The 12,578-nt window shown below is 72.4% G+C and carries 10 protein-coding genes; 4 read left to right on the plus strand and 6 right to left on the minus strand.

Translation table 11 applies throughout. The features are described 5' to 3' along the window. The first annotated feature begins 29 nt into the window (after positions 1-29). Positions 30-1,529 (plus strand): OmpA family protein, encoded by a 1,500-nt coding sequence (locus tag QQA12_RS15480; protein WP_233324838.1) that lies wholly within the window; start codon positions 30-32, stop codon positions 1,527-1,529. Positions 1,530-1,578: 49 nt separating this feature from the next. On the opposite strand, the gene QQA12_RS15485 is transcribed toward QQA12_RS15480, so the two are convergent. After that, positions 1,579-2,394, minus strand: a complete 816-nt coding sequence (locus tag QQA12_RS15485) for a TatD family hydrolase (protein WP_226049786.1) — start codon at positions 2,392-2,394, stop codon at positions 1,579-1,581. A gap of 77 nt (positions 2,395-2,471) precedes the next feature. On the opposite strand from QQA12_RS15485, the gene hrpB reads away from it, so the two are divergent. Both hrpB and QQA12_RS15495 read left to right on the plus strand, forming a co-directional pair. Then, the gene (hrpB, locus tag QQA12_RS15490) at positions 2,472-4,973 is read left to right on the plus strand and encodes an ATP-dependent helicase HrpB (protein ID WP_226049787.1); all 2,502 of its coding nucleotides are present in this window, start codon (positions 2,472-2,474) and stop codon (positions 4,971-4,973) included. 153 nt (positions 4,974-5,126) lie between these two features. Continuing rightward, positions 5,127-5,480: a hypothetical protein gene (locus tag QQA12_RS15495; protein ID WP_054668294.1), complete on the plus strand. Its 354-nt coding sequence runs from the start codon at positions 5,127-5,129 to the stop codon at positions 5,478-5,480. Positions 5,481-5,520: 40 nt separating this feature from the next. Here the strand turns inward: QQA12_RS15495 and QQA12_RS15500 are convergent, their stop codons facing one another. Next, complete coding sequence (locus QQA12_RS15500) at positions 5,521-6,063, minus strand: pseudouridine synthase (protein ID WP_226049788.1); 543 nt, start codon at positions 6,061-6,063, stop codon at positions 5,521-5,523. Between the two features lie 158 nt (positions 6,064-6,221). After that, positions 6,222-7,091, minus strand: a complete 870-nt coding sequence (locus tag QQA12_RS15505; protein WP_226049789.1) for a methyltransferase — start codon at positions 7,089-7,091, stop codon at positions 6,222-6,224. A gap of 155 nt (positions 7,092-7,246) precedes the next feature. Between QQA12_RS15505 and QQA12_RS15510 the strand changes: the two genes are divergently transcribed. Beyond that, a complete protein-coding gene (locus QQA12_RS15510; RefSeq protein WP_226049790.1) occupies positions 7,247-8,203 on the plus strand; it encodes an aldo/keto reductase in 957 nt (318 codons plus the stop codon). A 362-nt stretch (positions 8,204-8,565) separates the two neighbouring features. Here the strand turns inward: QQA12_RS15510 and QQA12_RS15515 are convergent, their stop codons facing one another. From QQA12_RS15515 to QQA12_RS15525, 3 genes are all read right to left on the minus strand, one after another. After that, the gene (locus tag QQA12_RS15515) at positions 8,566-9,294 is read right to left on the minus strand and encodes an alpha/beta hydrolase (RefSeq protein ID WP_056930958.1); all 729 of its coding nucleotides are present in this window, start codon (positions 9,292-9,294) and stop codon (positions 8,566-8,568) included. A gap of 25 nt (positions 9,295-9,319) precedes the next feature. Continuing rightward, positions 9,320-12,034, minus strand: a complete 2,715-nt coding sequence (locus QQA12_RS15520) for a bifunctional acetate--CoA ligase family protein/GNAT family N-acetyltransferase (protein WP_054668303.1) — start codon at positions 12,032-12,034, stop codon at positions 9,320-9,322. A gap of 97 nt (positions 12,035-12,131) precedes the next feature. Then, positions 12,132-12,509: a helix-turn-helix transcriptional regulator gene (locus QQA12_RS15525; RefSeq protein ID WP_226049791.1), complete on the minus strand. Its 378-nt coding sequence runs from the start codon at positions 12,507-12,509 to the stop codon at positions 12,132-12,134. Between the last annotated feature and the right edge of the window lie 69 nt (positions 12,510-12,578).

Below are 12,578 nucleotides of genomic sequence, written 5' to 3' on the forward strand. Positions count from 1 at the left end.
AGGAGATCAGCGTGCGCAGGAACGGCAGGATGTTGGGCTACGGCATGGCGGCGCTGCTGCTGGCCGGGTGTGGCGCCGCACCCGACACGGACACCGCCACCACCGCGGCCGGTGACGCCCAGCAACCCACGCTTCCCGTCGCGGACGCACCCGCGGCGAAGGCCGCACAGCCGGCGGCAGGCGCCATCGTCGACCGCGACGGCAAGCCGGTGGCGGTACTGCCGTTCGATATCGCCAGCATCCCGACCAGCCAGGCCACGCTCGGCGCCATGCCGTTCTTCGGCCTGCCGCAGGGCTACGCGCCGCAGAATCGTCCCTATCCGCGCGCCTGGGCGCGCTTCCCGTTCCGCATCGGCGACGGCATCCACTGGGTGGAAGGCCCGAGCTGGTCGGCGCGCATCGTCGCCGAGGGCGACAAGGGGTTTTCCGCGCTGGAGCTGCAGCGCAACCTGGAGAACCTGATCGACGCGGCCGGCGGCAGGAAGGTGTTCGAAGGCCCGCTGCATCGCGACATCTACTACGGCCCGCAGCTGGAGGACGAGATCGGCGGCGGCTTCATCGATGCGGTCAACATGGGGCAGGACGCGCCGACCGCGGTGTACGTGGTACGCCAGGCACAGCGCAACGTCTGGGTGCAGCTGGCGATGGACGCCAACGGCGCGGGCATGACGGTACTGGAGGAAGTGCCGTTCCAGCCCAGCGCGCACTGGAACGACGCCTTCCCGCACCTGTCGCTGCCGGCCGGCTACCGCGACCGCAACAAGCCGCAGCAGCGCGACTTCGACCGCTTCCCGTTCTGGACCGGCGATCGCTTCGAGCAGGTCGAGGGCCGCACCTGGGCGGCCGATTTCGACAAGGGCGAGCGCGAGTACTCGATGCACGAGGTACGCCGCAATCTCGAAGCGATGATGGCCACGGTCGACGCCACCAAGGTGTTCGACGGGCGCATCCCCAAGGAGCAGGCCGAATCCGTGCCCGAAGCGCTGCGTTCGGCCTACTCGCAGGCCGCCGGCTACAGCTGGGACGACTTCGACCTGGTCGTCTATCGCGCCGACCTGCCCGATGGCCGCCAGGTCTGGGTGCATGCACGGCTGGAGTACCTGAGCGCCGGCTGGGTGGTGAGCGAGCGCACCGGCTTCGTGCAGACCGCCATGCTGCTGCCCGCCGCGGCGCTGAAGCAGAAGCTGGACAGCGACGGACGCGTTGCCATCCAGGTCAACTTCGCCACCGACAAGGCAGACATCCTGCCCAGCTCCGAACCGCAGCTGGCGCAGGTGCTCGACCTGCTGCGCGCCGACCCGGCATTGAAGCTGGCGGTCGAAGGGCACACCGACGCCACCGGCGACGCCGCGCACAACCGCAGCCTGTCGCAGGCGCGCGCCCGGGCCGTGGTCGCGGCCCTGGCCGGCAAGGGTATCGATGCCGGCCGCCTGCAACCGGAAGGCTTCGGTGCCGACAAGCCGGTCGCCGACAACGCCGGCGAAGAAGGCCGCGCGCGCAACCGCCGGGTGGAACTGGTCAAGCGCTGATGCGCGGCCCGCGGCCCGGCAGCCACCGGGCCGTGGCCGGTGCCGCCGCTCAGGCGGCGGGATCGGGCAGGCGGAAGAACGCGCGGGTGGCGGCGGTGGCATTGGCCGCGGTGAGCGTCACCTCCTCGCCGCGGTCGCGTGCCAGCTCCTCGACGATGTGCGACAGGAATGCAGGCTCGTTGCGGCGGTCCTTGGGCAACGGCCGCAGCGTGCGCGGCAGCAGGTAGGGCGCGTCGGTCTCGATCATCAAACGCCCGGCCGGGATGTGCCTGACCAGCTCGCGCAGGTGCGCGCCGCGACGCTCGTCGCACAGCCAGCCGGTGATGCCGATATGCCAGTCGCGGTCCAGGTAGTCGAACAGTTCGCGGCGATCGGCGGTGAAGCAGTGCACCACCGCCGGGCCCAGCCGGCCATCGAAGTTGCGCATCATCGCCAGGAAGTCGTCGTGGGCGTCGCGCTGGTGCAGGAACAGCGGCTTGCCCACGCCATCGACGGCAAGGTCCGCCGCCAGCTGCAGCTGCCGTTCGAACGCGCGGCGCTGGGCCGGGCGCGGCGAGAAGTCGCGGTTGTAGTCCAGCCCGCATTCGCCCACCGCGACCACTTCCGGGTGCGCGTGCAGTGCGCGCATCTGCGCGTCGCATTCGTCGGTGTACTCGACCGCATGATGCGGATGCACCCCGGCGGTGGCGTACAGGAAGCCCGGGTGCTGCTGCGCCAGCGCCAGCGCCATCGGCGAGTGCTCGCGGCTGGCGCCGGTCACCACCATCTGCACAACGCCGGCCGCGCGCGCGCGCTCCAGCACCGCGTCCAGGTCGCGGGTGAAGGATTCGTGGGTGAGGTTGGCGCCGATGTCGATCAGTTGCATGGCCGTGGGCAGGGATGCGGATACGGAAACCGCGCATTGTAGGCGGTCGCGCCGGCGCGAACCCTTATCCTTGCGCGATGGCACGCCCCGACTTCCCCATTTCCCCGCTGTTGCCGGCCATCGCCGACAGCCTGGCCGCGCACCCGCGGCTGGTACTCGAAGCCCCGCCCGGCGCCGGCAAGACCACCCAGGTGCCGCTGGCGCTGCTCGATGCGCCGTGGCTGCAGGGCGGCCGGATCGTGATGCTGGAACCGCGCCGGGTCGCCGCGCGCAGTGCCGCCCAGTTCATGGCGCGGCAGCTCGGCGAGCCGGTCGGCGAGACCGTCGGCTACCGCATCCGCTTCGAGAACAGGATCTCCGCGCGTACCCGCATCGAGGTCGTCACCGAAGGCATCCTCACCCGCATGCTGCAGGACGACCCGTTGCTGGACGGCGTCGGCGCGCTGCTGTTCGACGAGTTCCACGAGCGCCACCTGTCGGCCGACCTCGGCCTGGCACTGGCGCTGGACGTGCAGGCCGGGCTGCGTGAGGACCTGCGCATCGTGGTGATGTCGGCCACCCTCGACGGCGAGCGCCTGGCCGCGTTCCTCGACGCGCCGCGCCTGTCCAGCGAGGGCCGCGGGTTTCCGGTGGAGGTCGCGCATTTCCCGCCACGGCGCGAGGAGACGCTGGAAGCGCAGGCGCGGCGCGCGGTCGAACACGCGCTGGCGACGCATCCGGGCGACGTGCTGGTGTTCCTGCCGGGCCAGCGCGAGATCGCGCGTGTGCAGGCCGCGCTGGACGCGGTGCGCGCGGCCGGTACCGACGTACTGCCGCTGCATGGCGAACTGCCGGTGGAACAGCAGTCGCGGGTGCTGCAACCCGACCCCGACGGGCGCCGCCGCGTGGTGCTGGCGACCAACGTCGCCGAATCCTCGGTGACCCTGCCCGGCGTGCGCGTGGTGGTCGACGCGGGCCTGGCGCGCGAGCCGCGCTACGACCCCAACAGCGGTTTCCCGCGGCTGGATGCGGTGCCGATATCGCAGGCGTCGGCGGACCAGCGCGCCGGCCGCGCCGGGCGCGTGGCCTCTGGCTGGGCGCTGCGCCTGTGGCCGCAATCGCAACGGCTGGAGCCGCAGCGGCGCCCGGAGATGGCGCAGGTGGAGCTGGCCGCGCTGGCGCTGGAACTGGCTGCCTGGGGCAGCGACGCGCTGCGCTTCGTCGATCCACCGCCGGCCGGTGCGCTGGCTGCCGCGCGGGAACTGCTGCAGCGGCTCGGTGCGCTCGACGGCAACACGATCACCGCTACCGGGCGGCGCATGCTGGCGCTGGGTACCCACCCACGGCTGGCGGCGATGCTGATCGCCGCGGCCGATCCGCGCGAGCAGGCGCTGGCTGCCGACCTGGCCGCGCTGCTGGAGGCACGCGACCCACTGCGCCAGGGCGGCGACGCGCTGGCCGCACGCTGGCGCGCACTGGCGGCGATGCGCGGTGGCCACGTGCCGCACGATGCCAGCCGCGGCGCGCTGGCCGCCATCGATGCGGCCAGCCGGCAGTGGCGGCGGCGCCTGCGCTGCGACGCCACGCCCCCGGACGACGTCGAGGCGCACGCGCTCGGCGACCTGCTCGCCCATGCCTTTCCCGACCGCATCGCCGCACGCCATCCGTCCGACCCGCTGCGCTACCAGCTGGCCAACGGCCGCAGCGCGCGCCTGCACGACAACAGCGACCTGCGCGGCGAGCCCTGGCTGGTGATCAGCGAGCTGCGCTTCGAGGCACGCGACGCGCTGCTGCTGCGCGCCGCGCCGGTGGACGAGGCGCGCCTGCGTACCGATTTCCCGCAGCGCTTCCACCAGCGCGACGTGGTGCGCTGGAACGGCGAGCGGCGCGCGCTGGAGGCACGGCGCGAATCCGGCTTCGACCGCATCGTGCTGGACAGCCGCCCGGCCGGCAGGGTCGATCCGGCACAGGCCGCGCGCGCACTCACCGACGCCGTGCGCGCACTGGGGCTGGACGCGCTGCCATGGACCGGCGCGCTGCGCCAGTGGCGCCACCGCGTGCAGGGACTGCGCCAGTGGATGCCGGAACTGGGCCTGCCGGACCTGTCCGACGCGGCATTGCTGGACACGCTCGACACCTGGCTGCTGCCGGCTTTCGCCGGCAAGACCCGGCTCGATGCCCTCGGCGAACCGGAGCTGGGCGAAGCGCTGAAGTCGGGCATCGACTGGAACCTGCGCCAGCAGATCGACCGCCATGCGCCGGTACGGATCAGCGTACCGTCGGGCATGGACCGCGCCATCGACTACGCGATGGACGACGATGGACTGACTCCGCGCCCGCCGGTACTGGCGGTCAAGCTGCAGGAGCTGTTCGGCCTGGCCGACACGCCGCGCATCGCCGATGGCCGCGTGCCGCTGCTGCTGCACCTGCTCTCGCCCGGCGGCAAGCCGCTGCAGGTCACCGGCGACCTGCGCAACTTCTGGGAGAACACCTATGCGGAAGTGCGGAAGGAGATGAAGGGCCGGTATCCCCGGCATCCATGGCCGGACGACCCCTGGAGCGCAACCGCCACGCACCGCGCAAAACCCCGCGGGACGTGAACGCCCACCGCCCGTGACACTGCCCCGGCGCGGACGGCCCACCCCAAGTGGCGCGGCATTGCTGCATGATGCAATGCGTGGCGCGCGACTAACATTTCCTGCACGCGCGTCCCGCGACACTGCATGCCTGTCCCCGCAACCGAGGATTCCCCCATGAGCAAGTTCAGCGACATCACCGGATCGGCCCTGGAACGGGCCATGGAACTGGCCGGCCATGCCGGCGACAGCCTCAAGCACGGCGGCTCCAACGCCGCCGACTGGCTCAAGGCCGGGGCTGCCATCGGCGCCATGAAGACCGGCGGCCGCGCCGTGGGCCGGGTGGCGCGGCGCAACCCGACCGCCACCATCGCCGTGGCTGCGGTCGGGCTGGGGCTGATCGGCTACGCGGTCTATCGCAAGAACAAGCGCGACAACGCCGCACTGGAAGCCAAGTCGCAGCAGATCGCCCAGCGCCGCCGCGCGCAGACCACGGTCGACGAGACCAGCGACATCGGCAGCGACGCCTGATGCCTGCGGGCGCGCGCCGCGGTGCGCGCCCGCCCTTTTCCTAGCCCTGCAACACCCGCCACTGCCCGGGCTGCAGGCCATCGAGCGCATGCGCGCCCATCGCCGCGCGCACCAGCCGCAGCGTCGGCAGGCCCACCGCGGCGGTCATGCGCCGCACCTGGCGGTTGCGCCCTTCGCGCAGGGTGATCGCCAGCCAGGCGTCGGGCACGGTCTTGCGGAACCGCACCGGCGGATCGCGTGGCCACAGCGCTGGCGGCGCCTCCAGCAGCTGCACCCGCGCCGGCAGCGTCGGCCCGTCATTGAGCAGCACCCCGTCACGCAGCGCCTGCAGCATGTCCGGGGCCGGTACGCCTTCCACCTGCACCCAATAGGTCTTGTCCTGCTTGTGGCGCGGATCGGTCAGGCGGTGTGCCAGGCCACCGTCGTCGGTGAGCAGCAGCAGGCCCTCGCTGTCATAGTCCAGGCGCCCTGCCGGGTACACGTTCCCGGGCAGGCCGAAGCCGGCCAGTGTCGCCCGCGGCGGCTGGCTGCGGTCGGTGAACTGGCACAGCACGTTGAAGGGTTTGTTGAAGGCGATGAGCATGGCAGCCGGGCAAAACAATGATGACGACGGCGAACGGGGATGGCCGCAGCCGCGGCGTCATCCCCGCGCCGTGCAACCGGCCGCAACGGCAGGGTGCGCGGCCGCCGGCAGGGCGCGCCGCGCGGGCGTCCACGCGCCCGCCCTGCGTTCGGCCCCGGTCAGGGCTTCACGAAGCGCAGCGTCATCCGGTCACTTTCGCCGATCGCCTTGTACCTGGCGGCATCGGCGGCGTCGTGGTTGTTGGACGGCGGCAGCGTCCACACGCCATTGGGGTGATCCCTGGTGTCGCGCGGGTTCGCGTTGATCTCGCTGCTCTGCTGCAGCTTGAAGCCGGCGGCTTCGGCCATGGCGATGACCTGCGCCTGGCCGACGTAACCACTCTTGTCGTCGGCCGCGACGTCGGCCTTGGCGCGGTGCTCGACCACGCCCAGCGTGCCACCGGGCTTGAGCACCGCGAAGAACGCACGGAACAGGCCTTCGGCCTGGTTGGCGGCGCGCCAGTTGTGCACGTTGCGGAAGGTCAGCACCACGTCGGCCGAGCCCGGCTTGCCGAGCACCGGGGCCGCCGGGTCGTAGGCGACCACGGTGGCCTTGTCGAACAGCGCCGGCGCGGCGGCGAACTTCTTCTCCAGCCCATCGCGGGTGCGCTGCTGGTAGTCGCGGCCCTTGCCGGCCGGCAGCGCCATCGGGTCGACCACCGCGGCCACGTAATGGCCATGGCCACGCAGGTAGGGCGCGAGGATCTCGGCGTACCAGCCACCGCCCGGGGTGATCTCGACCACGGTGTGCTGCGGCTGCACGCCGAAGAACTCCAGGGTCTGCAGCGGATGCCGGTACCCATCGCGCGCGGTGTTGGCGGGGCTGCGCCAGTCCCCGGCCACCGCGGCCTGCAGCTGCGCGGAGGCGGAGGCGGCCGGTGCGCCGTGCATGGCGGCATGGTCGTGGCCGGCATGCGCAGGGTCCTGCGCGGCGACAGGCAGGGTGGCGAACAACAGACAGGCGGCAACCAGCGGGGCAGTCGTCTTCATCGGGAGGTTCCACGGTTGGAGTCCGGCGAGCCTAGCATGCGCACGCCGCGCCCCGGCGCCGCGCACAGGGCATGCGGAACGCTGTTTTTACCGCTGCGCAACGGAACCGGACGGCGCTGCGTCTATGCTGGGGCGCCGATGCCAAGGAGCTGCGCATGACCCGGTTACGCGAACTCGGCCGTTCCGGCCTGCAGGTCGGTCCCATCGCCTTCGGCGGCAACGTCTTCGGCTGGAGCGTGGACGAGAAGACCGCCTTCGCCCTGCTCGACGCGTTCGTCGAGGCCGGCTTCAACCTGGTAGATACCGCCGACGTCTACCCGGCATGGGTGCCGGGCAACAGCGGCGGCGAATCGGAAGCCATCATCGGCCGCTGGCTCAGGCGCGGCGGCAGGCGCGACAAGGTGATGCTCGCCAGCAAGGTCGGCAAATGGTCCGAACGCCCCGGGCTGTCGGCCGCCAACATCCACGCCGCCGCGGACGATTCGCTGCGCCGGCTGCGGACCGACGTGATCGACCTGTACCAGGCGCACGAGGACGACGAGTCGGTGCCGCTGGAGGAGACCCTCGGCGCCTTCGCGCGCCTGGTCGAAGCCGGCAAGGTACGCGCGATCGGTGCCTCCAACTACAGCGCCACGCGCCTGCGCGACGCGCTGAAGGTATCGGCCGACTACCACCTGCCGCGCTACGAGAGCCTGCAGCCCGAGTACAACCTCTACGACCGCGCCGGCTACGAGGCCGCGCTCGAACCGCTGGCACGCGAACACGGGCTGGGCGTGATCGGCTACTACGCGCTGGCCAGCGGCTTCCTCAGCGGCAAGTACCGCGACGCCGCCGACGCCGGCAAGAGCGGCGCGCGGGGCGCACGGGTGGTCGCGCGCTACCTGAACCCGCGCGGGCGGCGCATCCTCGGCGCGCTCGACGACATCGCCGCCAGCCACCGGGCGACACCGGCGCAGGTCGCGCTGGCGTGGCAGATCGCACGGCCCGGCATCACCGCCCCGATCGTCAGCGCCACCAGCGTGGCGCAGCTGCGCGAAGTCCTCGACGCCGCGCGGCTGTCGCTGTCGGCAGCGGATATCGCCCAGCTCGACGCGGCCAGCGCCGGGGACTGAACGCGGCGCCGGCCCGGAAGCGAAGTCCAACCTGCAGGGGACGAACCGCGAACGGCGGCCGCTCGCGCACACCCGCACACTGCCGACCGTCGCAACCTCGATGGGGACGCGGAGATGGCGTGCTGTCGCGGCGTCCACGCCATCGGCCGGCACGGCTTCGACCAGTCTCGGCGCCGTGCGGCAGATGCGCTCCGAGGCCTGGCCGGCATGGCCGCGCGCCAGCCAGGAGCAGCGCCAGCGCGTGCTTCGGGGCCACCATCACCGGCATGCGCTGGCGATGCCATGGGACGCGGCGCGCCGGCGGGTACGCCCTGCTGGCATCACCCCGGACAGGCGCGTTCCCTGCGTTCGAGCGCCCAGGATCAGGCCGGTGCCAGCAGCCAGTCGCGCAGCGCCGCGCTGACTTCGGCCGGCTTTTCCATCGGCGCCAGGTGCCCGCAGCCGGGCAGCAGCAGCAACCGCGAATGCGGTGCCAGCGCGTGCATTTCCTCGCTGACCGCCGGCGGGGTGATGCGGTCGTTGGCGCCGCACACGATCAGCAGCGGGTCGCGGTAGGCGGCCAGCACGTCGTGGCCGTCCAGCCGCTCCAGCGCGCTCTGGCGCAGGAATACCTCCGCGCCCAGGCGCGTGGTCATCGCGCGCACGCGGTGCACCAGCGCCTGGTCGTGCAGGCGCGAGGCGTCGATGTAGCTGCGCATCAGCCGGTCGCCGAACCCGTGGAAGGTGCCGGGCAGGCGCACGCTGGCGCGCTGGGCACGGCGCTGCGCTGCGCGCTCCGGCGAATCGGCGTGGATCGAGGCGCCGATCAATGCCAGCCGCTGTACCCGCGCGGGTGCGACGCGCAGGATCTGCTGGGCGACGAAGCCTCCCAGCGAGAACCCGGCCAGCGCGAACCGCGGCGGCGCCTGCGCCAGCACGTCGGCGGCCACCGCCTGCAGGGTCTGGCCACGGGTCTGGTCGCCGACGATGCAGTCGGCGACGTCGGACAGGTCTGCGATCTGCGCGCGCCACAGCTCGGCGTCGTTGAGCAGGCCCGGCAGCAACAGCAGCGGGATTTTCCCGGGCGGATTCCCGGCGGTGGCGGTTTGCATGGCGCCATTGTCGCGCCGCCGGCGCTCAGCCGGTACCGTCGCCGCTGCAATGCACCGGCAGGGTGACGCTCATGATCGCCGGGTCGTCCGGATCGGGCTTGACCTTGAAGCCGAGCGTGCGGCACATCGCCAGCATGGTGCTGTTCTCGCGCAGCACCTGGCCCTCGACCACGTTCAGGCCCTGCCAGCCGGCGTACTCGATCATGATCTGCATCAGCTTCCAGCCGATGCCGTGGCCCTTGAGGTCGGAGCGGATCAGGATGCCGTACTCGCCGCGGTCGTAGTCGGCGTCGGCGTGCAGGCGCACCGCGCCGAGCATGTCGCCGCTCTTCGGGTCGATGGCCACCAGCGCGATCGAGCGGGCGTAGTCAAGTTGGGTCAGGCGCGCGATGAACTCGTGGCTGAAGTGCTTGACCGACTGGAAGAAGCGCAGGCGCAGGTCGTCGTCGGTGACGCGGGCGAAGAACGTGCGGAACAGCGCATCGTCCTCCGGCCGCACCGGGCGCACGAAGGCCCGGGCACCGTCGGACAGTTCGATGGTGCGCTCCCATTCGGTCGGATACGGGAAGATCGCGAAACGCGGATGGCCGCGGCCCTTGTGCAGCCGCCGCACCGGGGCGATGGCGATGCGCGCGTCCAGCGCCATCACCCCGTCGCGGTCGGCCAGCAGCGGGTTGAGGTCCAGGCCGCGGATCTCGGGGATGTCGGCGGCCAGCTGCGCCAGCTTGACCAGCACCAGCGCCACCGCGCGTTCGTCGGCGGCCGGCACGTCGCCGTAGGCCTTGAGGATGCGCGAGACCCGGGTGCGGCCGATCACCTCGTGCGCCAGGCGCAGGTCCAGCGGCGGCAGCGCCAGGGTCTTGTCGTCGATCACTTCCACCGCGGTGCCGCCGCGGCCGAACACCAGCACCGGCCCGAACACCGGATCGTCGGCGATGCCGGCGATCAGCTCGCGCGCCTTGGGCCGCACCAGGGTCTGCTGCAGCAGCACGCCCTCGATGCGCGCCTCCGGGCGCAGTTCGCGCGCGCGCTGCAGGATCGAGGTCGCCGCCATGTGCACCGCCTGCAGCGTGCCCAGGTTCAGGCGCACGCCATCGACGTCGGACTTGTGCGGGATATCCGGCGACAGCACCTTGACCGCCACGGTCGCGCCGCGCTCGAGCAGCGGCTGCGCCAGCTCCATCGCCTCGTGCGCGTCGCGCGCGACCATCACCGCCAGCGACGGGATTCCATAGGCCTGCAGCAGGGCGTGCGTGGCCACCGGGTCCAGCCATTGCTGGCCGCGCGCCAGCGCCGACTCCACCAGTGCGCGCGCGGCCGCGGCGTCCACCACGAAATCGGCCGGCAGGCTGGGCGGCGTCTCCATCAGCGCCGCCTGCGCCTGGCGGTAGCGCACCAGGTGCTGGAACCCGCGCACCGCCTCGGCCTCGCTGGGATAGGTGGGCACCCGCGCGGTATTGAGGGTGGCGGTGGCCTGCTCGTCGTTGCCCAGCCACACCGCGAACACCGGTTTGTCGCGCAGCTGCCGCGAGCGCAGCCCCAGGGTGCGGGTCAATGCCTGCGCCGCATCGGCCGACGAGGTGAACGCGGTGGGGACGTTGACCACCAGCAGCGCGTCGTTGGCCTCGTCGGCCAGCAGCGCCTCGACCGCGGCGGCGTAACGGTCGCCGCCGGCATCGACGATGATGTCCACCGGATTGTCGCGCGACCAGCCCTGCGGCAATGCCTGGTCCAGGTGCGCCACGGTGGCCGGCGACAGCGCCGCCAGGGTGCCGCCCAGGGCCTGCAGCTGGTCCACCGCCAGCCGGCCGATGCCGCCGCCGTTGCTGAGGATCGCCAGCCGGTTGCCCGGAAACGTGCCGAGCCGGCCCAGGGTCTCGGCGGCGGTGAACAGTTCGTCGAGCGCGTTCACCCGCAGCAGGCCGGCGCGGTTGAACGCCGCCCCGTACACCGCATCGGATGCGGCCAGGGTCTGCGCATGGGTCTCGGCGCGCGCCCCGGCGCTGCGCGGCTGGCGCCCGGACTTGACCACCACCACCGGCTTGGCGCGCGCCGCCGCGCGCGCGGCCGACATGAACTTGCGGGCGTCGCTGATCTGGTCGACGTAGAGCAGGATCGCGCGGGTGCGGTAGTCGGCGGCGAAATAGTCGAGCAGGTCGCCGAAATCCACGTCCAGCGCATCGCCCAGCGACACCACCGCGGAGAACCCGATCGAACGCGCCACGCCCCATTCCACCAGCGCGGCAGCGATGGCGCTGGATTCGGAGATCAGCGCCAGGTCGCCGGCCTGCGGGGTATGCGCGGCGATGGAGGCGTTGAGCCGCGCGTGCGGCGCGATCACCCCCAGGCAGTGCGGGCCGAGGATGCGCATGCCCTTCGGCCGCGCCGCCGCCTCCACCTGCGCGGCCAGCGAGCCGGGGCCGCGGCCGAGCCCGGCGGTGAGGATGATGGCCGCGGCCACCCCCAGGTCGGCGGCGGCGGCCACCACCTGCGGCACCATCGCCGCCGGCGTGGTCACCACCACCAGGTCCGGTATCCACGGCAGGTCCTTGAGCCGCTTGACCGTGCGCATGCCGTCGATCTCGGCGTGGCGCGGGTTGACCCAGCCGATCTGCCCGGCGAAGCCGCCCGCGCGCAGGTTGCGCACCACCGCGCGCCCGGCCGAGCGCTCGCGCGGGCTGCCGCCGACCACGGCCACGGAACGGGGACGGAACACGGTCTGCAGGTGATAGGTGCTCATCGCGATGCCGGCAACGGGAACGCGGTCAAAGGTACACGCGTCGCGGTGCCCGCGGCATGAGCAGGATCAAGCGGCCGCGGCGGCCATGCCGCGGCCCTCAGCGCGCCAGCGAACGGCCCAGCATGCCGACCGAAACCAGCAGGATCGCGACGTAATCGACGACCCTCGGCGCCCCCAGCGTCGTGCCGGCGGCGAACACCAGCACGCCGGCCACGACCAGCAGCATCCATGGCTGCCAGCGGGCCGCGGCGACCGGGCCGGGACCGGGACCGGGACCGGGACCGGCGTCCAGCATCGCGCTCACGTCGGTATCCAGCGCCGCCGCCAGGCAGACCCGGGTCTCGCGCGAGGCGACGCCGTCGGCCTCCACCCGCTGCACGGTCCGCAGGCCCAGGCCCGCGGCGGCGGCCAGCTGCTCCTGCGACCAGTGCCTGGCCTCGCGCAGGCGGCGGACGATCGACGGATTCAGTTTCATGTCCTGCTCCATGCTGTGGCACCTGTGCCGGGGAGCCACGACTGTAGGGCGCGCGGTCGATGATGCCAC

It is taken from the genome of Stenotrophomonas sp. 17(2023) (assembly GCF_030345315.1).
In the GTDB taxonomy this organism is placed as follows: domain Bacteria; phylum Pseudomonadota; class Gammaproteobacteria; order Xanthomonadales; family Xanthomonadaceae; genus Stenotrophomonas; species Stenotrophomonas acidaminiphila.